The organism is Marininema mesophilum (genome assembly GCF_900106775.1).
Classification (GTDB): Bacteria; Bacillota; Bacilli; order Thermoactinomycetales; family DSM-45169; genus Marininema; species Marininema mesophilum.
This window is the reverse complement of sequence record NZ_FNNQ01000007.1, coordinates 19,265-42,861: the sequence shown is the minus strand read 5'-3', so window position 1 is coordinate 42,861 and position 23,597 is coordinate 19,265. Positions and strand designations below refer to the sequence as shown.

Annotated in this window: 24 protein-coding genes; 1 reads left to right on the top strand and 23 read right to left on the bottom strand. The window is 46.7% G+C overall.

The window, feature by feature from the left end; translation table 11 throughout:
• Positions 1–107: 107 nt before the first annotated feature.
• From BLV90_RS08110 to BLV90_RS08060, 11 genes are all read right to left on the bottom strand, one after another.
• On the bottom strand, positions 108–455 hold the full coding sequence (locus tag BLV90_RS08110; protein WP_091739039.1) for a septum formation initiator family protein: 348 nt from the start codon (positions 453–455) through the stop codon (positions 108–110).
• Positions 456–530: 75 nt separating this feature from the next.
• Complete coding sequence (gene yabQ, locus BLV90_RS08105) at positions 531–1,139, bottom strand: spore cortex biosynthesis protein YabQ (protein ID WP_091739036.1); 609 nt, start codon at positions 1,137–1,139, stop codon at positions 531–533.
• Positions 1,136–1,429: a sporulation protein YabP gene (gene yabP, locus BLV90_RS08100; protein WP_091739033.1), complete on the bottom strand. Its 294-nt coding sequence runs from the start codon at positions 1,427–1,429 to the stop codon at positions 1,136–1,138. Before yabP ends, yabQ begins: the two co-directional genes overlap by 4 nt.
• Before the next feature lie 104 nt (positions 1,430–1,533).
• Positions 1,534–1,821: an RNA-binding S4 domain-containing protein gene (locus BLV90_RS08095; protein ID WP_091739030.1), complete on the bottom strand. Its 288-nt coding sequence runs from the start codon at positions 1,819–1,821 to the stop codon at positions 1,534–1,536.
• Positions 1,822–1,823: 2 nt separating this feature from the next.
• Complete coding sequence (locus BLV90_RS08090; protein WP_091739027.1) at positions 1,824–2,096, bottom strand: HU family DNA-binding protein; 273 nt, start codon at positions 2,094–2,096, stop codon at positions 1,824–1,826.
• 79 nt (positions 2,097–2,175) lie between these two features.
• Positions 2,176–3,648: a bifunctional methyltransferase/pyrophosphohydrolase YabN gene (gene yabN / locus BLV90_RS08085; protein ID WP_091739024.1), complete on the bottom strand. Its 1,473-nt coding sequence runs from the start codon at positions 3,646–3,648 to the stop codon at positions 2,176–2,178.
• 14 nt (positions 3,649–3,662) lie between these two features.
• The gene (locus BLV90_RS08080) at positions 3,663–5,318 is read right to left on the bottom strand and encodes a putative polysaccharide biosynthesis protein (protein WP_245726294.1); all 1,656 of its coding nucleotides are present in this window, start codon (positions 5,316–5,318) and stop codon (positions 3,663–3,665) included.
• 100 nt (positions 5,319–5,418) lie between these two features.
• Positions 5,419–5,961 carry a stage V sporulation protein T gene (gene spoVT, locus BLV90_RS08075; RefSeq protein ID WP_091739018.1) on the bottom strand — a complete coding sequence of 181 codons (543 nt, stop codon included), beginning with the start codon at positions 5,959–5,961 and terminating at the stop codon, positions 5,419–5,421.
• Between the two features lie 163 nt (positions 5,962–6,124).
• Positions 6,125–7,144 carry a peptidylprolyl isomerase gene (locus BLV90_RS08070; protein WP_177167956.1) on the bottom strand — a complete coding sequence of 340 codons (1,020 nt, stop codon included), beginning with the start codon at positions 7,142–7,144 and terminating at the stop codon, positions 6,125–6,127.
• On the bottom strand, positions 7,131–10,670 hold the full coding sequence (gene mfd / locus BLV90_RS08065; protein ID WP_091739013.1) for a transcription-repair coupling factor: 3,540 nt from the start codon (positions 10,668–10,670) through the stop codon (positions 7,131–7,133). Before mfd ends, BLV90_RS08070 begins: the two co-directional genes overlap by 14 nt.
• Positions 10,671–10,952: 282 nt before the next feature.
• Entirely contained in the window at positions 10,953–11,183 is a 231-nt protein-coding gene (locus tag BLV90_RS08060; RefSeq protein WP_091739011.1) for an anti-sigma-F factor Fin, read from the bottom strand.
• Positions 11,184–11,346: 163 nt separating this feature from the next.
• On the opposite strand from BLV90_RS08060, the gene BLV90_RS08055 reads away from it, so the two are divergent.
• Positions 11,347–12,339 (top strand): aromatic acid exporter family protein, encoded by a 993-nt coding sequence (locus tag BLV90_RS08055; protein ID WP_281242009.1) that lies wholly within the window; start codon positions 11,347–11,349, stop codon positions 12,337–12,339.
• Positions 12,340–12,457: 118 nt separating this feature from the next.
• Here BLV90_RS08055 and pth read toward each other — a convergent pair whose 3' ends face one another.
• The 12 genes from pth to veg form a co-directional block, all read right to left on the bottom strand.
• Positions 12,458–13,018: an aminoacyl-tRNA hydrolase gene (gene pth / locus BLV90_RS08050; RefSeq protein ID WP_143035020.1), complete on the bottom strand. Its 561-nt coding sequence runs from the start codon at positions 13,016–13,018 to the stop codon at positions 12,458–12,460.
• Positions 13,019–13,155: 137 nt separating this feature from the next.
• On the bottom strand, positions 13,156–13,818 hold the full coding sequence (locus BLV90_RS08045; protein ID WP_177167955.1) for a 50S ribosomal protein L25/general stress protein Ctc: 663 nt from the start codon (positions 13,816–13,818) through the stop codon (positions 13,156–13,158).
• Between the two features lie 341 nt (positions 13,819–14,159).
• Complete coding sequence (locus BLV90_RS08040; protein WP_091739003.1) at positions 14,160–15,110, bottom strand: ribose-phosphate diphosphokinase; 951 nt, start codon at positions 15,108–15,110, stop codon at positions 14,160–14,162.
• Positions 15,111–15,137: 27 nt separating this feature from the next.
• On the bottom strand, positions 15,138–16,523 hold the full coding sequence (gene glmU, locus BLV90_RS08035) for a bifunctional UDP-N-acetylglucosamine diphosphorylase/glucosamine-1-phosphate N-acetyltransferase GlmU (protein WP_091739000.1): 1,386 nt from the start codon (positions 16,521–16,523) through the stop codon (positions 15,138–15,140).
• Positions 16,524–16,659: 136 nt separating this feature from the next.
• Complete coding sequence (spoVG, locus tag BLV90_RS08030) at positions 16,660–16,959, bottom strand: septation regulator SpoVG (RefSeq protein WP_091738997.1); 300 nt, start codon at positions 16,957–16,959, stop codon at positions 16,660–16,662.
• Between the two features lie 101 nt (positions 16,960–17,060).
• Entirely contained in the window at positions 17,061–17,435 is a 375-nt protein-coding gene (locus BLV90_RS08025; protein ID WP_091738994.1) for a RidA family protein, read from the bottom strand.
• A complete protein-coding gene (purR, locus tag BLV90_RS08020) occupies positions 17,416–18,264 on the bottom strand; it encodes a pur operon repressor (protein WP_091738991.1) in 849 nt (282 codons plus the stop codon). Before purR ends, BLV90_RS08025 begins: the two co-directional genes overlap by 20 nt.
• A 57-nt stretch (positions 18,265–18,321) precedes the next feature.
• On the bottom strand, positions 18,322–19,197 hold the full coding sequence (ispE, locus tag BLV90_RS08015; protein ID WP_091738988.1) for a 4-(cytidine 5'-diphospho)-2-C-methyl-D-erythritol kinase: 876 nt from the start codon (positions 19,195–19,197) through the stop codon (positions 18,322–18,324).
• 160 nt (positions 19,198–19,357) lie between these two features.
• Positions 19,358–19,510, bottom strand: coding sequence for a small, acid-soluble spore protein, alpha/beta type (locus BLV90_RS08010; protein ID WP_091739441.1), 153 nt, complete (start codon positions 19,508–19,510; stop codon positions 19,358–19,360).
• A gap of 107 nt (positions 19,511–19,617) precedes the next feature.
• Positions 19,618–20,658 carry a ribonucleotide-diphosphate reductase subunit beta gene (locus BLV90_RS08005; protein WP_091738985.1) on the bottom strand — a complete coding sequence of 347 codons (1,041 nt, stop codon included), beginning with the start codon at positions 20,656–20,658 and terminating at the stop codon, positions 19,618–19,620.
• Positions 20,659–20,670: 12 nt separating this feature from the next.
• Positions 20,671–22,929 (bottom strand): ribonucleoside-diphosphate reductase subunit alpha, encoded by a 2,259-nt coding sequence (locus BLV90_RS08000; protein ID WP_091738982.1) that lies wholly within the window; start codon positions 22,927–22,929, stop codon positions 20,671–20,673.
• Between the two features lie 257 nt (positions 22,930–23,186).
• The gene (veg, locus tag BLV90_RS07995; protein WP_091738979.1) at positions 23,187–23,468 is read right to left on the bottom strand and encodes a biofilm formation stimulator Veg; all 282 of its coding nucleotides are present in this window, start codon (positions 23,466–23,468) and stop codon (positions 23,187–23,189) included.
• Between the last annotated feature and the right edge of the window lie 129 nt (positions 23,469–23,597).

Here is a 23,597-nt window from a genome sequence, read left to right as displayed (position 1 = left end):
CGACTCATTCCTTCCATATTCAGGATTCCCGTTATTCTTCGGAATAAAAGGAAGGATCTCCTCTAAAAGATAAGCCGCCTACCCTGATAAGAGTAGGCGGCTTATCTTTATTCACCAGGCATTTTGTAGCCCATTTTACGTGCGAGGCCTTCCAGATATCCTTTATCTTTAAGAAGCCCCATCTCTTCCTTAAGTCGATCCTTTTTCTTCTCTAAAGCATCTCGTTCCTTCACCTTTGCTGCTAGGACCTCTTCTCCCTCCGTAATGCGAGAGGATTCGATCCACAGTTGAGTACCACTCCATAGGAAGACGGCTACCATTACCACCAACCACAGCCTTCGACGACGGCGCACGCCCCGTGGTAATGGTGGCCGACGACCTGTTATCTCTTCCCGTTCCGGTTGGGAAGGGCGAGTTGATCGGATGGAAACCACCTTTGATCCTCGATCTAGCATATCCATCCCCCTCCATTAACAACCGATCCGGGAACCCAACAGTCAAGGAATCACCTTTCCTGATTCATCGATCGGCTATTCTTTCTTTTCATCGGAATCATCGCCCTGTTTACGAAGGTAATTCCTTACCCATTTACCTGCTTTTACGACAGGGCGCCAGACAGGCTCTGTCTTCTTTCGGATCCGCCTACCCAACGGGGTAAATAGGCGACCTAGCGGGCGAAAAAGCGGGCGAAGTAGCCAGAGCACTCCACGCACCACTGCCCATAAGAGACGGAGAAGCCCTTTAATAAGACGAAGGAGGAATCTCCCCATAGTGACCAAGGGCACCCAAAGCGTCAATACGACGATCCGGATCACCATCTGAATGGTATACTCCACGAGTTTGAGGAGCCATTGGATACCCTTTGTAGTAATGTTACTAAACCAAAAATGATAGACCACCCAGCCCAGTACAACAGCGACAAAGACGGTGAATCGCAGCTCTCCCCAGTTACTCCATAGCAATAAGTTAAATACGAGGATAGCTGCTGCTATCCAGTATAAGAGATCTACGAGAGAGATAACCCATCCCTGTAGCCGAAATCGACGTGCCAGTACCCGATACGCATCAAGCAACATGCCCATGAGCCAACCGGAGCCTAGCATTACTCCCATCGTCGCCCACTGGGTAATCAGTGTCACCGGAATAACCTACCTAGGAGAGTTTTTGTTTTTGCACCACGTGGGCTACCATCATCTAGGTAACTCATTTCGTAGAACTCTCCTAGAATTGAAACCCGACCTGCATCCAAGTCGAGGTTTTTAATATGCAGGTTATTGCCACGAATCCCTAAGTACCCACATTCTGTCTGGAGGAGAAACTCTTCACTATCAAAGCTCTCCACTCCAAGGACCCCTGTGACATCCATGTTATTACGACCCGTCATCACTACTTCATGGGCCGACGCGCTCGTATATGCCTCCTCAATCATGGGCATGTACCTCCTTTTGGTACATGCTTATGATCATAGACCTATTTTAGAACTGATACCATTGGTCATTAGAATCCCATTTCCTTATTGGAGTCGATTCTTACTTACAAGTTGCGGCCACTCGTTCCCTCGGCCTTATCCGGAGGGACTTGTTCTAGCAAGGTGTATAGTTCTGCCGCTTCCGTTTTCTTAGTTGTTTCACGCAAACTTTCCACACGGACCTTGACAGTCTGATTACCATAGCGAAGGGTTAGTTCGTCTCCCACAGCGATGTCAGCACTTGCCTTCGCTGTTTTCCCATTTACTTCCACTCGACCTTGATCGCAGACCTCTTTGGCCAGTGTCCGTCGCTTCACAAGACGGGAGACTTTCAAAAACTTATCCAGACGCATTATTACTTAACAGCTTCCTTCAACTTGGATCCAGCCTTAAAAGCAGGAACGTTGGATTCTGGGATGGTAATTGCTTTGCCAGTCTGCGGGTTACGGCCATTGCGGCTAGAGCGCTTACGGGTTTCAAAGGTTCCAAAACCAATCAGCTGAACTTTTTTCCCAGTTTCTAGTGCATCTGTCACTTCTTCAACAAAACCATTAATCACTTTTTCTACATCTTTTTTGGTCATACCACTCTTTTGTGAGATTGCTACCACTAAATCTTGCTTGTTCATATTCTATAACCTCCCTAAAATTCCCGTGTGGGGATATACCTTCTGGGCTTTTTGTTAAAATCCTTCTTCCCCTGCGGAATTAATCCGTCCTAGCGTCGGATTCATGAGTTTTTGCTTCATCCCACCATGTATCCAGCGTTTTGAGAGAACAGGATGCGACATTTACTCCCTGTTGATGTGCTTTCGCTTCAATATAGTGAAACCGACGTTGAAATTTACGGCAAGCAGCTAGCAAGGCCTGCTCCGGATCGACTTCCAACCAACGGATCATATTTATTGCCGAAAATAATAAATCCCCAGCCTCTTCCTCTCGTTTCTTTTTAGGGGCCGTCACCAGTTCCTCTGCTTCCTCAGTAAGCTTCTGCTGCGTCCCAGCAATGTCCGGCCAATCAAAGCCTACTTTTGCCGCTTTCTTTTGTAACTCATAGGCACGAAGAAGAGTCGGGGTAGTCATTGGGATTCCATCGAGCAGAGAAGAGTGATCCGCTTTTCCTTTTCCCTCCTGCTCTTTGATTTCTTCCCATTTTAGTTTCACATCACTCACCGTTTTGGCAGTATCCTTGCCAAATACATGTGGATGACGACGAATCAATTTATCTGCTAGGGTCCCGATTACATCCTGGATATTAAATTCCCCGGTTTCACTCCCGATTTGGGCATGGAGTAATACCTGTAACAAAACGTCCCCTAGTTCCTCCGTCATCGCATCCGAATCCCCTTGATCTACTGCCTCTAAATATTCATACGCTTCCTCTAAGAGATAAGGGCGAAGACTCTCATGGGTTTGCTTCTGATCCCAAGGGCACCCCTTGGGGCTTCGCAGATGAGCCACAATATAAACTACGGTAGCAAACCGGCGACGCAAGATCTCATCTACTGTAGTCGGGGCGAGATAGACCGAAGAAAGATCCGAAAAACGATCCTCATGATCTAGTTCCCACAAGGGAACTTCTTCTATCTTCTCTGCTCCTTTTATCCCCAGAGCCGTCACCACAAGCACTGGATGATCATCAGGATATATCTCCATGAGCGTCAGCTTCACATCAGAGGCTGTCATGCGATCATAAACCTGGGAGATGAGAATATGAAACCGTGGATCCAGATGATCCGCTGAAAAGCTCGTCCCATCCAGGAGCATAAATCCATCGTTGGGGTCAATGCCTAAGCGAGCAAAGGAAGTATCAAGGAAACTCCCTCCTCCACGAATATCGATAGTGACTCCCTGGGATTTCCCCTGCGCCAGTAACCGCTGCACCGTTGTCTCAGCCACGGTAGGGTGTCCCGGAACTGCATAGACCAGATCCTGCCCAGTTGCCGCTTCCGCCAAAAGCCGGTCCGCTATCTCCTGATACACACTGATAAAATCCCCATGCTTCTCGTAAATCGAGTCAAAGGTAGTAAATGAGATTCCTTCTTGGATGAGCCAGGATACTACAGGATGTTTTTCCGTACGAAAATAGAGACGCTCCGCCGCTTTCATCAAACGCAGGCTTCCCAGTGACAGATTCTCCTCATCACCAGAACCCAACCCAATCACGGTAACTGTCGCCATGGATCATCCCTCCTCTAAGATGGTAATACGCGTAACCGTTTCAGAAGGCGAACCAACTCCGGCCCTGCTTTAGGCACCCGCTCCAATTCCACTTGGGTAAGTCCACCAAAACGAAATAGCGCTAATATGTAGGCAACAGCCCCTATAAGTACCGCACTAAGCGTGGCCAGCGTCATCCCTAAACGTAATGAAAGGGAGCCTGCGACAGCAACACTTACCAATCCCATGACTACCCGAGCAGAAAGTCCCATCAATACCGTCGCTCCCAAAATAGAGAACCCTCTCCCTCGCAAACGGAATAACGATCCAATCTGCCCTCGTAATGCCGCTAAGTTTAACAGCGAAGCGACTGCATAACCTACCACCGTCGCCCAGGCAGCCCCATCGATATCCATCGTTGGCACCCACCACGCGTTGAGGAAAAGCTTTACGCCCACTCCAATCAGTAGATTGCGAGCAGGTAAGCCCACTTGCCCTAATCCTTGTAATATTCCCGAGGAGGTTAACCCCAAGGTCGAAAAGAGCGTGGTAAAAGCTAAGATAGCCAATGCACTCGTTCCTGAATCATCACGAAAAAGCATGATATTGGTCGCCCCTGCTACCACCGCTAACCCTAGGGAAGCCGGAATTCCAAAGAGAAGCGTGAGCCGCAAGGCAAGTACCGAACGTTCCACCACACCGCGCTCATCTCCTTTTGCACGAGCCTCTGCCACCGCGGGTACAATGGATAGAGAGAGCGCTGTGGCAAAAAAGGAAGCGAACTGGATAAGGGGTTGCCCTCGATCAAAGATCCCCTTTGCATCAACCGCTGCTTCCGTTTTCCAACCCGCTACGATGAGTAGATTCGTCACCGTAAAAGAGTCCACCAACGAAAAGAGTGGCATGACAAGGGCTCCTAAACAAACCGGAACAGCCAAGATGAACAAGGTTCGGATCACTTTTCTTGTAGAGTCAAGGAATGAAGAGGGCGTAGTCTTTGCTATACGGGAGTGTTTTTTCCATTCCCGACGATTTTGGCGCCAGTAAAAAAGGAGAATGATAAGTCCTGCCACTGCTCCTGTAAAAGCACCGAAGACAGCCCCCGTACCCGCCCATACGACACCCGCACCTGTTTTCATCAGCCACCAGGAGAGAATAAGGATCGTCATCACCCGCACAGCCTGTTCAACTACCTGGGAGACTGCTGTGGGAATCATATTCTGATGCCCTTGAAAAAAACCACGAATCACTGACATCAACGGTACAACCAATAATGCAAAGGAAACCGCCTGAATGGGAAGGGTAAGTAACTTGGCACTACCCATCCATGTCGCAATCCAAGGTGCTCCAAAATACACAAGGAAGAAAAAGAGTATGCCAGAAGAACTAAGTAAGAAGGAGGAGATGCGAAAAATTCGTTGGGCCCCATACTCGTCTCCCTCTGCCAACCGCTCGGAGACCAATTTAGAAATGGCGATCGGCACACCCGCCGTCGCCAGTGTCAACAGCGTACTATATAAAGGATACACCTGTTGGTAAACGAAGAGTCCCTGATTACCTGTAATATTTTGATAGGGGATCTTATAAACTGCACCCAATAATTTCGTAATAAAGGTCGCTATCCCTAGGATAGCAACTCCTTTTAATAGCGATTGCTTAACCAAAGAAGTGGGTTCTCCTTTCTGGACCAAGCCAAGCCTCCTATCAGTATACACTCCATACCCAGGGAATGCATGTAACGCAAATAGAAAAAGCAGGCGCGTCGCCTGCTTACGATACATAGAGCCTCTATTAATGTTCCATCTGCTTTCCGAGAAAGGCAGCCGCGATCATACCAACCTTGAGCTCCACCTCCCCCATCTTTGCTCCCTCTTTTTTTGAAAACATAATCACTGCTCCAATCGGGTCCCCACCTGCAACAATCGGTACAATGATATAGGCTTCATAGGATTCAGCCATATCACGGATGAGCTCTGCTCGTGAAGGGGAGGTTTCTTGATGAGGACGACGCTGATCCATACTGGTCTCCACGATTCCCCCTACCGATTTTTCTAGGTAATCCTTTTTTGATGCACCTGCCACAGCAATGACCGAGTCACGGTCACAGATCATGGTTACATGTTGCTGACTTTCATAGAGGGACTCAGCATACTCCTTCGCAAAATCCCCTAACTCCCCTATAGGAGAGTACTTCTTCAAAATAACTTCACCGTCACGATCAACGAATATTTCCAGTGGGTCCCCTTCCCGGATACGGAGAGTCCGGCGAATTTCCTTGGGAATAACAACCCGTCCGAGATCGTCGATGCGGCGAACGATACCGGTTGCTTTCATAGGCTAGATGCCTCTCTTTCGGTATGTGGTTCGGATCAGTCCGATATGCATGTTTGCTAGTTACAGCCATAGTGTTCATCCTCTTCCATATAATTATTCAACCCCTTTGACTGCATAAAAAAAAGACAGAGCGAAAATGCTCTGTCTCATGGGTATACGAAGGTTATTTTTTCTTATCATCAATATTTAACTTCTTGATTTTTACTTCTTTTTTAATATATTTCTCGTAGAGTTTTTGAATTTGTTGACTTTTAATTTCATTTTTAACTTTAGAGAAGGGCTCTTTGCTTCGTTTTTGCACCTTCAGTACATGATACCCGTACTCGGTTTTTACTAGATCACTAATCTTGTTCAAGGGCTCTTTCTTCGCGGCTTTACTAAAAGCAGGAGCCCAGTTTTTTGGGGAATCTTCGATTTCGCCCGCATTGTCTTTGGAACCGGGATCATTTGAGTACTTTTTGGCGATCTCTTTAAAGCTGTCGCCTTTTTCCAGTTTCTTTTTCACTTCTTCAGCTAGTTTTTTAGCTTCAGCATCTGTGCGCTTCTTGCCTTTTTTCTTCCCATCTTTCCCTGTTGGTTGGAAAGCAATCAGGACATGGTTCAATTTAACCTTGTCGAAGGCATCCGATTTTTCATATTCCTTCTTCAAATCCGCTTCCTTGACTTGACTTTCGAAGAAGTTGGATACTTTATTGTTATCCACCAAAAAGTTACGCAATTGAGCTTTGGTAATACCGCCTTCTTTTAACACAGAATTGATATCCTGTTTTTTCTTCTTCTTATCTTGAGCTGCCATTTGTTTCAATTGTTCTTCAAATTGCTTCAGCGACTTATCTGCTGCTTTCCCAAATTTCTCTTTATCTTTGACTTGTTTGACAATCTTGCGTTCCGCTACATATTGCTTGACGATCCCCTCTTTAGCTTTTGGGTTGTTCATCATCGCAGCTGCTTGGGGTTGCAAGAAACGGTAGATGTTTTGGTACAGGTTAAATTCACCCTCTGTAACCTTTCCACCGTTATACTCTGCCACTACTTTCTTGCTGTTTGTAGGCAAAGGCTTGTTAGCCGCATTCTGTTTCTCATTTTCCGCTTTATCGTTCTTGGAGCCGCAGCCGGCCACTACCAACGCGACGGCAAGAAATAAGCAGAAAGCCGTCATCAGGCCTTTTTTAGTAGGTTGCATTCTCATAAGCTCCTTTCATTTTGGGAACCGTCTCATATTGTACCAGAAACCGCTCCAACATTTCTAGACCTTTGACCGGGGACAGTCCCTTCAGTCGAAACACTACACCAATTCGTTTCCCTGAAGAGAGCCTTACTCTACCTGGAAATTCCTGAGCGATACGGAACAGTTTCTGCCCATCAACGACATCATTTTGACTTGGATGAAACTTCATATGGGTTTCCGTTCCTTGTTGTTTAATCTCCTCTACATCATAGCGAATCGCATAGGCTCTAATCCGTGCCACACATAATAAATTGACTACGAATTGCGGCAGATCCCCAAAACGATCTTCGATCTCCTCTTCGAGATCATGAACTTCCTCCAGCGTGCGAACGCCGCGAATCTTTTTGTAGATCTCGATCTTTTGTTTCTCATCCCCGATGTATTCGGAAGGAATATATGCATCGGCTTCCAGCTCAATCTCTGGCTCTTTTGGTGTCTCTTCTTCTTTCTTTCCTTGTTGCTCGGCAATAGCTTCCTTCAGCATTTGTGTATATAACTCAAACCCTACAGAAGCGATGTGCCCATGCTGTTCCGCCCCGAGTAGATTACCTGCTCCACGGATAGTCAAGTCACGCATCGCAATTTTAAATCCAGAACCAAGTTCCGTAAATTCCTTGATCGCCTGTAGACGTTTCTCCGCTGCTTCGGACAATACCTTATCCCTCTGATAGGTAAAGTACGAATAAGCGATTCGGTTAGAGCGCCCTACTCGCCCACGAAGCTGATACAACTGAGAAAGCCCCATTCTATCCGCATCGTAAATAATCAAGGTGTTCACATTGGGGATATCCACCCCAGTTTCAATAATCGTCGTACTAACGAGAACATCGTACTCTCCATCCAAGAAATCGAGCATGACTTTTTCTAACTCCGTCTCCGCCATCTGTCCATGGGCAACTGCAATACGAGCATCAGGAACCAACATCCGGATTGAATCAGCCATTTGATCAATGCTTTGTACTTGGTTATAGAGAAAGTACACCTGTCCTCCCCGTGCCATTTCCCGTTCGACAGCTTCTCTCACTAATGCCGCGGAATACTCGAGTACATAAGTTTGGACAGGAAAGCGGTTTTCTGGAGGAGTTTCAATGACCGATAAGTCCCGCACGCCCATCATGGACATATGGAGTGTCCGTGGGATCGGAGTTGCCGTTAACGTGAGTACATCGATATTATTCTTGATCTGCTTCACTTTTTCCTTGTGTTTCACGCCAAATCGTTGTTCTTCGTCGACGATGAGTAGCCCGAGATCTTTATACTCTACATCCTTTGAGAGGAGTCGATGGGTACCGATCAGGATATCCACAGTGCCCCCCTTCATCCCTTTGATAGCATCTTTCTGCTCTTTTCGGGTACGGAAGCGGGACAATACCCGAATCTCTACTGGAAAATCAGCAAAGCGCTCCTTAAAGGTTTCATAATGTTGCTGAGCAAGGATTGTTGTCGGAACCAGCACAGCAACCTGCTTTCCTTCCATCGTCGCCTTAAAGGCTGCACGAATCGCTACTTCGGTTTTTCCGTATCCCACATCTCCACAGAGGAGCCGATCCATTGGTTGTCCTTTTTCCATATCCACTTTGATCTCATTGACCGAACGGAGTTGATCCTCAGTTTCTTCGTAAGGAAAGAGTGAATCAAATTCGCGCTGATAGGCTGTATCCTTCGCAAAGGCGTACCCCTTTGCTTCTTGACGTTCAGCGTAAAGCTTAATGAGGTCCTCTGCGATATCTTCTACAGAGGAGCGAACTTTATTTTTAACCTTACTCCATTCACTGCCACCTAAGCTATATACCTTCGGCGATTTCTCTTCACTACCGAGATATTTTTGCACCTGATCAATTTGTTCAATAGGGACATATAACTTATCGTTGCCCGCATATTGCACCAGCATATAATCCTTGTGCATACCGCCAACATGAAGAGTTTCAATACCTGCATAACGGCCAATTCCGTGATTCACATGAACTACGAAATCCCCTACTTTTAGCTCCTGATAATTCTTGATCTTTTCTGCGTGATCCATTTTAGCTGGACGGGAGGTCCTACGCTGTTTTTGCGTAAAAACCTCTCCTTCGCTTACAACAACAAGCTTCGCTGATCCTAACTCGAAGCCACTTGCCAGGGCCCCCACATGGATAACGGGTTGCCCTGGGCTCAATATTCCTGGTTTTCCACTAGTGATCGGCATGTCATAATCCTGAAGCACACGCTCCAGGCGCTCCGCCCTCTCCTTGGACGAAGCGGTAAATAGAACACGGGTATCTGACTTTACCCACCGATCCCACTCGGTCTTTAATACATGCATTTGCCCGTGGAATTGTTGCATCCCACGGCACACAAATTGCACAATGTTTTGTGGCTGAGTCCCACTCGTCTGACGCATGAACAAGGAAAGGTAGATCCGCGGATGATCATGTTCACCCAAAGACTCTGCGAAGGTACGAGCCAATTTCAATTGAGGCAGATACTCCCCCTGTTGCAAGAGAGCTACCGTAAACTCTTCTTCCTCTCGGTCCATCTGCTTCGCCGATTCCTGAATCCGTCCAGGCTCATCCAATACCCAACAAGTATCTTTAGGTAAATAATCTGCAAGACTTTCATAATCGGGATAAATCCGACTGATATATTTATAAATGCCCGTAAATACATTACCTGCTTTTAGTTGTTCGATATCCCAGGTGATCTTCTCGGTCAATTTCGCCTTAATTTCTGGGTCCTTCACCTTGGAAAGGCGTTCTGCAAGCAGGGTTTCCACTTCATCCCCCGCTTGATATAAGGTCTGTGCATCAGCAAAGAGTTCTCGTGCAGGAGGGATCTCTACTTTTTGCCATTTATCTTTAGAACGTTGATCCGCTACGGAAAATGGACGGATCGAATCGACTTCATCATCAAACCATTCGATGCGAATGGGATCGGAAAAAGTAGCCGGAAACAAGTCGAGAATCCCACCACGAAGGCTAAATTCCCCTGACTTTTCCACCATGTCCACCCGTTCATAACCGATATGAACTAAATGTTCCAACAAGGGCTCAATCGGTTGTTCCTCACCTACTTTTAGACTGCGATGGCTCTGGGCAATGACCCGCTTTGGGGGAAATAATTTTCGCACCCCTGCATAGGGAACGACAAATATACCCGAAAACCCTTTAGCGAGCCGGGAAAGTACATGAATCCGATCTTGTAGTGTCTCTGATCCATCCATGGCGATCTCCGTCGCCACTAATTCATTGGCTGGATAGAGTAATACCTGCTCCCGAGGGAGCAACTCATACAGATCCTCCACCGCTTTTTGTGCTTGATTGAGGTTATGGGTGACCAACATGATTGGACGGCCAGTCTCCTTATGGAGGGTAGCAAGATACAGAAGACGAGCAGTCCCTGTCAATCCGACAACCAGCTGTTCTCTCAATCCATTTCCAAGCGCTTCTGCAGTAGCCCGAAAATCATTATCACGCCGGAAGAGTTGAATTAACGTTTCCACGTTACCCGTTCCTCCCTTCCTTGATGGACTTCAAAATTTCCTACGTTTATAGTAGTTCGTGCATCACGCATCATAAAAATGATACGCGCAAGAAATGATTCTTTTTAGAAACTTTCAGTAACACAGGGTCTTAAAACACAAAAGAAGCCTCAGCTGGGGACAGCTAAAGCTGTTGGTTCGCATCAACCCCCGGCGAACACCTTCTCACTATTAACTCAAGTGTACAAACATACTAAAACGCCCACTTCGGGGCGACGGTTGGATTGGGTCGAAACCCTGCTCCTATTGAAGGGGATCAGACAGCAAGGATAGTTCCGGATTGATCTCGAGCATTTCTTGACAGGTTTCACAAACGACCCGAACCGATGCATGACCTTCATCATTATACGATATTATATCCCGCCGTTCATCAGGGGTCAACCAATGAAACCCCAGCTGCTTTTCCGTCACTTGATCGTCATTGATCCGGCCAATAAGGACATTGCAACATCGACATGTATAGATTACAGCCATAATATGCCATCCTCCTGATCAATATTCTGTAACAGTATAGACCTAATAATGAGAAAACATGCATAGCATGTCTCCTTTTGTTATCCTGTATTGAGGGTAAGAATAGAGAAGGGACTCCCTTTTATTTATGGAGCCCATTCATACTGAAAGAAGGAAGGTTCCTGTGAAAATCGGTATAGGCTATCGTACACTAAAAACAGCTCTTGGGGCAGCACTCGCTATAGGTACCGCCCAATTGTTCGATTTACAATTTTATGCTTCGGCAGGGATCTTAACGATTCTATGTGTAAAAGAATCACGCAAACGCTCACTTATCAACGCTTGGGAACGAATACTCTCCTGCATTTTAGGTCTTGCGGTCGCGGCGCTTCTATTTACCATCATCGGTTATAATCCTTGGACTATAGGTATCGTCATCCTAGCCCTGATCCCTCTTCTTCTATATTTTAAAGCTGAAGAAGGGCTAGTCTCGAGTGCCGTCGTCATCTTGCATCTATATACGCTAAAAAAAATCACACTTCCCCTTATCTTCAATGAGTTAAGCCTTGTACTCATCGGGATTGGTTTTGCTCTCATCATGAATCTGTATATGCCCAACCAAGAAAAATTGCTGGATACTTATCGTAAGGAAATCGAAAGGAATTTCCAGCGTATTTTTAGTGAGTTTTCCCGTTTTTTGCGAGAGGGTTATATGGATTGGGATGGGAAAGAAATTACAGAGACCAGCCAGCTAATCGATACAGCCCGCCAACTGGCGATGACCGAAGTAGAGAATCGGTTAAACCCGGAAGAGGATTTTTACGTTCGTTACTTCCAGATGCGGCAAAAACAGTTTGGTGTAATTGAACGATTGGTGGGAATCATCTCCCGCCTTGATCGCAATTGTTTTGTTCAAGGGGAGAGGATCGCTGATTTTCTCGATGAGTTAAGTGATGCGATTCACCCTGGTAATACGGCATTTCATTATTTAAAGGAGCTTCAAGCCATGCGAGAGGAATTTCGCGATTCTCCTCTGCCCCAATCTCGCCGGGAATTTGAAACTCGCGCAGCTCTCTATCAATTGGTACACGAGATTCGGCAGTATTTGATTATCAAAAAGGAGCTGTCTCCTCGTTATGCTTCTAAGAGTGACGTATACAAGCCAAGAGTGGAGTAGCACAGCAAAAAGAATGGCAGTTCCGGCTCAATGATCGAGCCTCCGCTGGGTAAAATGGCTTGAGCTCCTTTTTCGGTGAATATAAAAAAGCGACCAACTAAAGTTGGTCACTTTTTTATTAGCTGTTATATCGATTCATCACTTCAGGGAAGGGGGTGTCAATCCAGTCATGGATCGCATCGGCTGTTTGGATAACTGAATCTGCTACTGGCTCTTCTTCCTCACGGTTAAAACGAGAAAGCACATAATCTATGACAGGGATAGGATTTGTCGGCCGGCCGATACCGATTTTGATCCGCTTAAACTCCTGGGTTCCCAATGAGGCGATAAGGGATTTCATCCCGTTATGGCCACCAGCACCCCCCTTAAGGCGGAGACGAATTTTCCCTACGGGTAGGTCAAGATCATCATAAATAACGATTAGATTTTCTACATCACATTTGAGCCAATCTAATGCAGGTGCGACGGATTGACCTGAGAGGTTCATATAGGTCTCAGGTTTGATAAGAACAACTTTCTCTCCTCCGACTCTGCCTTCTCCTACAGATGCCTTCCAACGATCACGATCACACGGGATTCCCCACTTCTCACTTAAGTGATCCACCACCCAAAATCCAATATTATGTCGTGTTAGTGCATACTTCATCCCAGGGTTACCCAGACCAACTATTACTTTCATCTTCATCCTCCCCATACCGATCGGTTACCCGCTTACTATAACCACACACAAGGAAGGGCGCAACATTTAGTTGCACCCCTCCTCATCTTCTTGGTTTTCTATGCATACGAGAAAGGGCCTAGTAGGGCCTTTCTCGTTTACTCTTCCTTCGTCTCATCATCCTGGGATTCAGCTTCCGCTTCAGGCTCCTCATCCTTATTGGCATCATCTGCCACCGCCTCATCCAGGGCTTCTGCTTCTGCCTCTTGTTCAACTTGAGGAGGTAAAATCGAAGCGATAACTTCCTCTGGATCAGACAAGAGCTCTACCTTCGCCGGGATCTTCAAATCCGCCATTGTCACAGAATCTCCAATGGCAAGTTCACTAATATCCATCGTTAACCAATCTGGGATGTTCTCTGGTAAACAACGGATTTCTACCATACGGGCTTGTTGTTGTAAGATCCCGTCCTCTTTGATACCAGCGGCTTCTCCTTCTAAGTGAATACTGACCTCGGTATCGATAGGCTCCTTCATATTGACGATCTTGAAATCCACGTGAGTGATTCGGTCTTTCAAACGGTCCCGTTGTATTTCGCTGATCATGACGTTGTGCGTCTTTCCATCCAGTTCGAGATCGATTACAGAAGTAGTACCCTGCTTCTGAAGTAAACGGATCAGTTCACTCATTTCCATATGGATAGTTGCATTCTCCTGATCCTTTCCATATAAGACTCCCGGAACGCGTCCTTCCTGACGAAGCATTGTCAGCACAGACCTTGGACGACTTTCACGACGTTCTACAGCAAATTGTTGAGCCATCGGTGCGATGTCCTCCTTGTGTGAATGAGAGTCCCCACTCATATAGTTAAGGTTTGACCAAATAAGCTCTTCCAATCGGTTCCAAAAAAGAAAGCACCTTGACTACCCAATTTCTTGGGAGGTGGTATTAATGCAAAGGGATAGCTCGTTGGAACCAATTATTCCCTTATGCAGTTATTCATTCCCGTCCCTCACTATGCTAAACCTAAAAACCCAATAACACTAAAAGTGATCAAATATGGAACTGAAATAGGGTGAAGAATCAAGGAGTTACCCATGCAACGCATAAAGCATGGTAAAACTCCCTTTTCCCTCACCCATTGTTTTACCGCAAAGTTCATTCAGTCAAATAACTTGCTGACGGATAGCTCCTCGTGTACGCGAATGATCGCTTCCCCAATCAATGGTGCTACAGATAACACTCTAACCTTGTCCAGGAGTTTTTCCTCAGACAGTGGAATGGTATTGGAAACCACCATCTCTTTGATGTTCGCATCACGAATACGATCAATAGCTGGACCCGAGAAGACAGGATGCGTGCAACATGCATATACTTCTGTCGCCCCATATTCCAACAACGCATTAGCTGCGAGGGAGATGGTTCCTGCAGTATCGATAATATCATCGATGATAATTGCTTTTTTACCACGTACATCTCCAACAATGTTCATTACTTCTGCTACGTTAGGCTCAGGCCGTCTTTTATCGATAATGGCAATTGGAGATCCTAACCGTTCTGCCAATTTGCGTGCACGAATGACGCCTCCATGGTCAGGAGAGACCACAACGACATCCTGGAGATTTTTTTGCAGGAAATACTCACCCAGAATCGGCACACCCAGTAGATGATCTACAGGGATATCAAAGAAGCCCTGGATTTGAGTTGCATGCAGATCCATCGTAATGATTCGATCTGCCCCTGCTGTTTCAATCAAATTGGCAACCAATTTGGAGGTAATCGGATCACGGGCGCGGGTTTTCCGATCCTGACGCGCATATCCGTAATAGGGCATTACCACATTGATTGTACGAGCAGAAGCTCGTTTCAACGCATCAACCATCACCAACAACTCCATCAAGTGCTGGTTGACGGGATGGGAAGTAGATTGGATCACATATACGTCGGACCCGCGGACGCTTTCGTCTAGACGGACATGAATCTCCCCGTCGCTGAATTTCCCTACAACGGCATCACCAAGGGGTACTCCGATGTGCTCGGCAATTTGCCGTGCAAGTACCGGGTTTGAATTACAGCTAAATACATGCAAGCGCGGCTGTCTGACTGTGGACATCGTAGATCCAACCCTCCAAAAGTGGCGTTATTCTAGGCCTTCTCGTTTCTGTTTTAATTTCCGTGCATAATTCTCTTTATTGGTTTGTCGCTCACGTGCTACGGCTAGGGAATCTGCTGGGACATTTTTAGTCACAGTAGATCCTGCAGCTACAAAAGCGCCCTTCCCAACGGTAACAGGGGCAACCAAATTAACATTGCACCCGATAAAAGCTTCATCCTCTACAACGGTTCGATGCTTTTTCAAGCCGTCATAATTGACTGTAATCGATCCACAACTGAAGTTTACCTGTTTGCCAACATCGGCATCCCCTACATAACTGAGATGAGGGATCTTACTCCCCTGTCCAAGACGAGCATTCTTTGTCTCAGCAAAGGCCCCTACCTTGGATGACTCCTCCAGATGACTACCTGGTCTCACATAAGAAAAAGGACCGACAACAACATCATTTTCTAAATTGGCCTGGTTCAACACAGAATAAGAAATCGTGGTCCCATCTGCTATCGTTACATTCGTCAGATCGGCTTGGGGACCCACGTTGCAACCAGAACCAATACAGGTGCTCCCGCGTAAATAAGTGCCTGGATGAATAACCGTATCTGAACCGATAATCACATCGGGATCGATGTAGGTATGATCGGGATCGATCATGGTCACACCATTGCGCATGTGTTGTTCCATGATTCGTTGCCTCATAATTTTCTCTACTTGGGCCAGTTGAACCCTATCGTTTACCCCTTGCGCCTCTTCAGGATCGGTAATCGTTACCGCTCCGACTTTTTTCCCATCGTTAATTAAAATCGAAATTAAATCAGGTAGGTAGTATTCTCCCTGGGCATTATCATTGCCTACCTTTTCCAATGCACACCAAAGCAACTGATTATCGAAACAGAAAGTACCCGTACTCACTTCAGATACCCTTCGTTCTTCATCATTTGCGTCTTTATGCTCCACTACTCGATCTACACTGCCATCCGCTTGGCGGATGACCCGTCCGTATCCAGTAGGGTCTGGAAGTACAGCAGTCAAAATGGTAGCTGCCACCCCTGACTCTTGATGTTGTGTAACCACCTGCTCTAACGTAGCTTGGGTAAAAAGTGGGTGGTCCCCATTTAGAATTAAGGTCACCCCATCTTTTCCTTCCAGCACGTTGCGCGCTTGCATCACTGCATGAGCGGTACCCAACTGTTCTTCTTGGAGAGCAAAGCGAACTTTCTCTCCCAAGTGCTCCTGAATCGACTCAGCATCATGGCCGACAATGACGACCGTTTCACTAACGCCCATCTTTTTTAGATGATCCGTCATGTGATCGATCATCGGTTTGCCGCAGACCGGATGCAAAACCTTATGCCGGGTAGACTTCATACGCGTCCCTTTACCGGCCGCCAGAACAACAGCAAACAGATTATCCATTGGAAGAGAAGCCCCCCTGAAAGTCTCTGAAAACTCCACAACCGACTATATCCCAAAGGGGTCCGCATTGCAAGAAGGGTATATAGGAAACCCTTGTAAAAAGCGGAAGAGGGGCCTCCGCCCGGGAACGCTTAGATTACACAGCGTTTCCTCCCAAAGCTGAATTTAGCCCCTCTTCCTCATTGCCTGCTCGGCGATATTCTTCTAATACAGCCATCTCGATTTTCTCCCGGGAATCAGGCGATATAGGATGTGCAATATCCCGAAATTCCCCATCGGGTCTACGCTTACTAGGCATGGCCACAAACATGCCATTATTCCCATCAATTACACGAATATCATGTACAACAAATTCTCCATCGAGAGTAATCGACGCGATTGCTCGCATACGACCTTCGCGACTGACTCGGCGCAAACGAACATCCGTTATTTCCAACCTGTTTCACCACCCATTTCCAGAAAGGATGTATTTCACATATTCTCTGCAAAGGGTGAAGTTTCCTTCAAAACCTTCTTATGAAAACGGATTTTTTCAGATCATTCGACAATTGCAATCGTTTCGATTTCGATACGTGCATCCTTGGGAAGACGGGAAACTTGCACACAGGATCGAGCAGGGCGATGATCCTTAAACCACTCCCCATAAATTTGATTCACTGTTTGAAAATCCTCCATATCCATTAGGAAAATGGTCGTCTTCACTATTTGGGATAAATCGACATTCGCCTCGGCAAGAACAGCTTGAATATTTTTCATCACTTGATGGGTCTGTTCTTCGATTCCACCTGTGACCATGACCCCCTCTTTCGTAAGAGGTACTTGGCCTGAAGTGAAAATGAATGAACCTGTCCGTATCGCTTGAGAGTAAGGTCCAAGTGCTTGAGGTGCTTGATCAGTCTGGATTCGTTCCATCGAAAAAACCTCCCTGAGTAAATAAATTCCCTAATTCTACTGCGATTTTCCGGTTTTTTACGTCCACATCCGTCACTGTCGCTAATGACACTGTATTTTCCACTAACCGTTCATCAACCTGAGATTCTGCCATAATTCCGATACCTATTACTTCCGCACGAAATTCACCCATGAGGTCGATCATTCCTTGTACGGTTCCACCAGCCTTCATAAAATCATCCACGATCAACACCCTTGCTCCTTCAGGGAAGCTACGCCTAGCTAAAGACAAACTCCCTAATCGTTTACTGGAGCCGGAAACGGTATTGATCGTCACTACCGAACCTTCGGTAATGCGGCTATCCCGACGAACGATAGCAACAGGAAGACCAAGGTGGGAAGCAGTAGCGTAAGCGAGGGGGATCCCCTTCGTTTCCACTGTCACTACCACATCTGCTCCACGACCACTAAAGACCGTCGCCCAAATGCGCCCGATCTCCCTCACTAATCGATCATCCCCCAATAGGTCGGATAGATAAAGATATCCGCCTGGTAAAATCCGGTCTGGATTCTCTAACTGGGCGCATAACTGTCGGGATAGCTTCGTGGCATTTTCGCGATTGGCTATTGGCAAATAACGAACCCCACCGGCGGCTCCTGAAACCGTCTCCAAAAGTCCTGTACCCTCTTCACGGAAGGTTTCGTGAATAATTGCTAAGTCTTCACTAATCGAAGATTTAGCCGCTTGATACCGATCCGCGAAGGCACTGAGGGAGATTAACCGATGGGGTTGGTCGAGAAGTTGCCGAGTCATATCCACTAATCGGGCACTCCGTTTCCATTTTTTCATGCTACATCCTCCGAAAACCCGAATGACTTTTCATAATTTATATCATATTGTTCGTATTTATTCAAGAGAGTTCTCTTTAAGCCCTCCAAGCATACGGACTGCATAAACCTGGCGACAAAAGCCCCGTAAGCCATTGACCACACGGAAAGCTACGGATTCCTTTTTCACTAAACCAAATACTGTAGGACCACTCCCTGACATCAAAACCCCTTCTGCTCCAAAGGTTGCCATCCGCTCTTTAAGAAAGCGCACCTTAGGGTAAGTAGCCATCGTCACGCCTTCGAGTACGTTCGCCAGTTGCTCACATACCTGATCAAAATCCTTTTTATCCAAGGCATTTAGCATCCCTTCCAGGTTTGGACGGGTTGTAATCTTCTCCATTTTCAATGCTTGAAACACTTCTACTGTGGATACTCCATGGGGCGGCTTCGCCAGCACAACCCAGCAAGGGGGTGGAGGGGATAAGGGAGTAAGTTGTTCCCCTCGCCCACGAGCAATGGCAGTACCACCCTGTACACAAAAGGGAACATCAGAACCTAAGGCAAGCCCAAGCTCTCCGAGCTCTTCGGTAGATAGGCCCAAATTCCACATTTTATTTAACCCGCGTAAGGTAGCAGCTGCATCGGAGCTACCTCCTGCTAATCCTGCTGCTACAGGGATTCGTTTATGGATAAGAATGTTTACCCCTTTTGTGATCCCAAAGCGCTCTTTTATTAGTGCAGCCGCACGATAAGCCAAGTTACGATCATCAAAAGGAACGAAGCCGGAGGTACTCTGCAAGCGGATTCCTCCGGTAATCTCAGTCAAATCGATACGATCCGCGAGATCGACAGTGGTCATTACCATCTCCAAGTCATGGTATCCATCGGGTCGTTTATGTAATACATCCAGCGTTAAATTGATTTTAGCTGGTGCTTTAACGGAGATATCCAACCAGCTCTCCTCCTCTCCCAACTACATTTCACTTCAATATATAGAATGGCCCGGTCGTCAATCGGCTTTTTTATTGTAACACGACCTCAGAACCCGTGAAAGCTGAAACAAAAGCGGTCGGGGGAGTCCCCGACCGCTTACCTGTGGCTGACGTGTTTGGTTATCGGTTGGCCATCTGTTCTTCGGCCAGCTGGATTGCACGTTTCACCATATTACCGGCGTCCCGAGTCGTAATTCCGCCCCAGCCATCACGCTGAACAACGTCGTAAAACCCTAATTCCTTTGCCAATTCCACCTTTAAGGCTTCAGACATCACGCCGCGACGTGCCAATTTGATTCCCCCTCCGCCTTTACCTCAGGCACCCTTAGTATGGATCAATAGTGAAGGAATCTCCCATCCCAAACCCTGCCAGGCCAAGCTTACAAATCGTCAAATCCATTATCGACGGATACTTTGGTATACGAACGGGATTTCCCTTCGAAAAAGTCCTGCTTTCCTTGGTTAACATCCTCATAGGCAACAATCCAACGCATCGGGTTGGTGCGATACCCTTCAAAGGGTGGCTCCATCCCCATCTCCCGTACACGCTTATTCGCCATAAAGCGAATGTATGAACGGAGATCATCGATGCTTACACCGTCGAAGCGATTGCCGACAATGTACTCACCCCAGCGGATCTCCAACTCAGCCGCTTTGCGGAAGGTTTCTGTTACAAACTGCCTGGTCTCCTCATCATCCAACTCCGGATGCTCTACCAAAAGCTCCCGGAAGATCTGCGTAAAGAGGCGAACATGAAGTTGTTCATCGCGGTTGATATAATTGATCATCGCCGCAGAGGATACCATCTTTTGGTTTCGCGCAAGGTTGTAGAAAAAGGCGAAACCAGAGTAGAAGTTGAGCCCTTCTAGGACAATGTCATATACGATGGACTTCAGGAATGACCGTGGTGTCGGGTCTTTTGTAAAGGCTTCATACCCTTGGGCGATAAAGTCATTCCGCTCCCGTAAGATTTCGTCATGCTTCCAGTACTCAAAGATCTCATCTTGTTCCGCTTTAGGTACAAGGGAGGAAAGTACATAGGAATAGGACTGGTTATGAACGACCTCTTGGAAGGAGAGCACCGCCATCAAAGCCGAGAGACTGGAATCCGTTAAGTAATCCGCAACTTTAGCCGAGTAATCCGTCTGGATCGAATCCAAGAAAGCAAGAAGGCCGATAATCCGCTTAAATGTAAACCGCTCATCTTCGGATAACTGGGACCATTGCTTGATGTCCTCCGCCATATTGATTTCAAAGGGAGTCCAAAAGTTCCCAAGCATATTTTTGTACATCGGATATGCCCATGGGAAGCGACAGTCATCCCAGTTGAGTACATTAGAGGAGCGCCCATTGATAATTCCTGTGCTGGCATTGGGTGCCGTCACATCGTATAGTTTGCGCTTCGTGATTTCCATCTTCATTTCATCCTTTCATCAGCTGGAACAGCTTTCGCATTCGACGATCTCTGAGGAGGTCGATCGGGTGTAATAAGTCGTTTTGAGTCCAAGGTTCCATGCATGAAGATGGATATCAAGGAGATCCTTTGCTTTAACGTCATGGGTGACATAGATATTAAAGGATTGAGATTGATCAATATGCCGTTGTCGTGCGGCGTTTTGCTTGATACTCCAGTGAGCATCAATTTGATGAGCCGGTTTATAGTACCATGTCGTCTTTGGTGATAAATCCGGAGCTGTCACAGGAATCCGGTAATTTTTCTTCTCTTCGCTGTACTCTTTGCGATAGACAGGATCAATCGATGCCGTACTTCCTGCAATCACCGAGGTACTACCATTGGGTGCAATCGCCATTAACCAACCATTCCGTATTCCCTTGGTCGCAATAGACTTCCGTAATTCATCCCAGGATTCACCGTGATAACCCCGACTATCAAAGTAAGCACCTGTCTCCCACTCACTGCCCGAGAACACTGGGTAGGCTCCCTTCTCCACAGCTAGCTCATGGGAGGAACGAATAACAAGATGAGCAATTTTTTCGTACAGCTCGTCCGCATAAGCGACCGATTCATCGGACTCCCAGGTGATTCCCTCTAGCGCAAGCAGATGATGCCAGCCAAAGGTACCTAATCCGATCGCACGATACTTTTGGTTGGTCATCTTGGCTTGGAGCACTTCAATGGTGTTTAGGTCGATGACATTGTCCAACATCCGTACCTGAACCGGGATCAGTCGCTCCAGCACCCCATCCGGTACAGCGCGGCCCAGATTGATCGAGGACAAGTTACAAACCACAAAGTCCCCTGGTGCTTTGGTTACAACAATTTTCCCATCCACCGTCGTCTCTTCAGTAACCGTAGTCGCACTTTGGTTTTGCAAGATTTCACTACATAAATTAGAAGAATAGATCATTCCCGCGTGTTTATTGGGATTCATGCGATTCACTTCATCCCGATAAAACATATAGGGCGTTCCTGTCTCTAGCTGAGAGATCATTGCCCGTTTCATGATTTCAATCGCAGGAACCGTCTTCCGAGAGAGGGTGGGATGATTGACACATTCAGCGTAACGTTCTCTAAAGGAACCCGCTCCCTTTTCCTCATCATAGAAATCTTCTAAGGAATAACCCATCGTCCGGCGCACTTCATGGGGATCAAAGAGATGCCACTCACCCCGTGCTTCTACCGTTTCCATAAAGAGATCCGGGAGGCAAAGTCCCGTGAAAATATCATGGGTTCGAAGACGCTCATCCCCATTGTTCAGCTTTGCATCAAGGAAAGAGAAGATATCCTTATGCCAAACATCGAGATAGACAGCAATGGACCCCTGACGTTGCCCTAATTGGTCTACACTTACAGCCGTATTATTGAGTTGTTTCATCCATGGGAGTACACCGGAACTAATTCCTTTAAACCCTTTAATATCACTTCCACGAGAACGAATCTTTCCAAGATAGATCCCAATCCCCCCGCCACCTTTGGAGAGAGTGGCCACATCAGTGTTGCTATCATAAATCCCCCTTAGGGAATCGTCTATGGTGTCAATAAAACAGGAAGAAAGTTGACCATAATTTTTACCTGCGTTCGCAAAGGTAGGAGTCGCAACGGTCATATAGAGATTGGAGAGAGCCCAATAAGCTTCTTTCACGAGGGTGAGCCGTTGCTCCTTCGCTTCCTGGGACATCAAGGTCATGGCAATGATGAGGAAACGTTCCTGGGGAAGCTCCCACACTCCACCTTCATGATCTCGAGTCAAGTACCGATCCGCAAGGGTACGTAGACCCACATAGGTGAAGAGACCATCTCTCTCAGGTGCGATGACTTCTTCCAGTTCACGCATCTCTGCAACCGTATAATTATCTTTTAATAAGGAGGAGAAGATACCTCTTTCCGTTAATTTCCGCACCAAGCCTGGGAAGTCACCATAGCCTTGCTCAGGATTTCCGCCACGGTTCGCTGCTGCTTCCCGGTAAAGGGACCAGGTATGAATTTGGGCTGCTATGTATGTCCAATCTGGAGTGTCCGCTGTAATTTTTTCGAGGGCATTCAAAATGAGTAGTCGATCCGCCTGTTCCTGGCTCCACTCACCCTTCTCTTCTAGACTAGCCAAGGTCTTATCTATCCAAGATTGACCTTCCAAATGGGGATAAACTGTAATCAGATTTTCTAAATCCGCTATTAGGTTATTCATCCCAACGGTCATTTCTTTTTTCTTTTCCAACTGGGTCGTCGTCATGGCTTATCCACCTTTCTGTATTGCCACCAACCGCGATATAAAACGCCGTCCAAAACAGGACGGCGGGCGTAAATCCCCTTCACGCCAAGTTGCACCAAAACACAATATATGGTGTTTACAATTGATCCAATCATCTATATGTACGATTCTACCGCACTCAAACTCCCCTTGCAAGGGAAAAATCCGCAATAAAAAACCGAACCTTTGCTGGTTCGGTTGGGTGAAGCTTTAGCAACGGCGCTTTATGTTTCTCGCGCTCATTGGGGATTCTTCACATAGCGAACAGGGACTTGTCCCTCATCTTGAAACACAGTTAGTTCCACAGTTTCCGTCAAGATATCCGCATAACTGTACGAAACACGCTCAAAGGAGTGTTGTTCTTCGTCCAGTTTCACAATGAAGACGGAGGGATAAGTTTCTTCAAGCACTCCACTTCGTTCAATGGTCTTACGACGTCCGCTGTTGGCTTTCAATCGGATTTTCTGTCCAATATAACTTTCCAACGTACGTTTTATCTCAGATAGCGCATTCCTACCCATATAAACGACCACCTCACTCCCAAGCATTATATCACGGTAAGAGCAGGTTGTCAAAAATTGAATTATAGCAAGTGGAAAACCCTTATGTCAACGAGTTTTTTTGCAATTGACAGGAAAAGCTAGTTCTCG

What these genes read in the sequence shown, in the direction of transcription:
- glmU (WP_091739000.1), bottom strand. Translation starts at nt 16,523, where the DNA reads ATGGATAATCTGTTTGCTGTTGTTCTGGCGGCCGGTAAAGGGACGCGT.
- BLV90_RS08110 (WP_091739039.1), bottom strand. Translation starts at nt 455, where the DNA reads ATGCTAGATCGAGGATCAAAGGTGGTTTCCATCCGATCAACTCGCCCT.
- BLV90_RS08010 (WP_091739441.1), bottom strand. Translation starts at nt 19,510, where the DNA reads ATGTCTGAAGCCTTAAAGGTGGAATTGGCAAAGGAATTAGGGTTTTAC.
- BLV90_RS08070 (WP_177167956.1), bottom strand. Translation starts at nt 7,144, where the DNA reads ATGCAACCTACTAAAAAAGGCCTGATGACGGCTTTCTGCTTATTTCTT.
- BLV90_RS08000 (WP_091738982.1), bottom strand. Translation starts at nt 22,929, where the DNA reads ATGACGACGACCCAGTTGGAAAAGAAAAAAGAAATGACCGTTGGGATG.
- BLV90_RS08060 (WP_091739011.1), bottom strand. Translation starts at nt 11,183, where the DNA reads ATGGCTGTAATCTATACATGTCGATGTTGCAATGTCCTTATTGGCCGG.
- pth (WP_143035020.1), bottom strand. Translation starts at nt 13,018, where the DNA reads ATGAAAGTAATAGTTGGTCTGGGTAACCCTGGGATGAAGTATGCACTA.
- spoVT (WP_091739018.1), bottom strand. Translation starts at nt 5,961, where the DNA reads ATGAAAGCAACCGGTATCGTTCGCCGCATCGACGATCTCGGACGGGTT.
- purR (WP_091738991.1), bottom strand. Translation starts at nt 18,264, where the DNA reads ATGAAAAAATGGAAACGGAGTGCCCGATTAGTGGATATGACTCGGCAA.
- BLV90_RS08095 (WP_091739030.1), bottom strand. Translation starts at nt 1,821, where the DNA reads ATGCGTCTGGATAAGTTTTTGAAAGTCTCCCGTCTTGTGAAGCGACGG.
- BLV90_RS08090 (WP_091739027.1), bottom strand. Translation starts at nt 2,096, where the DNA reads ATGAACAAGCAAGATTTAGTGGTAGCAATCTCACAAAAGAGTGGTATG.
- BLV90_RS08025 (WP_091738994.1), bottom strand. Translation starts at nt 17,435, where the DNA reads ATGGAACGAATCCAGACTGATCAAGCACCTCAAGCACTTGGACCTTAC.
- veg (WP_091738979.1), bottom strand. Translation starts at nt 23,468, where the DNA reads ATGGGTAGGAATGCGCTATCTGAGATAAAACGTACGTTGGAAAGTTAT.
- yabP (WP_091739033.1), bottom strand. Translation starts at nt 1,429, where the DNA reads ATGATTGAGGAGGCATATACGAGCGCGTCGGCCCATGAAGTAGTGATG.
- yabN (WP_091739024.1), bottom strand. Translation starts at nt 3,648, where the DNA reads ATGGCGACAGTTACCGTGATTGGGTTGGGTTCTGGTGATGAGGAGAAT.
- BLV90_RS08005 (WP_091738985.1), bottom strand. Translation starts at nt 20,658, where the DNA reads ATGAAGATGGAAATCACGAAGCGCAAACTATACGATGTGACGGCACCC.
- BLV90_RS08045 (WP_177167955.1), bottom strand. Translation starts at nt 13,818, where the DNA reads ATGGCTCAACAATTTGCTGTAGAACGTCGTGAAAGTCGTCCAAGGTCT.
- BLV90_RS08040 (WP_091739003.1), bottom strand. Translation starts at nt 15,110, where the DNA reads ATGTCCACAGTCAGACAGCCGCGCTTGCATGTATTTAGCTGTAATTCA.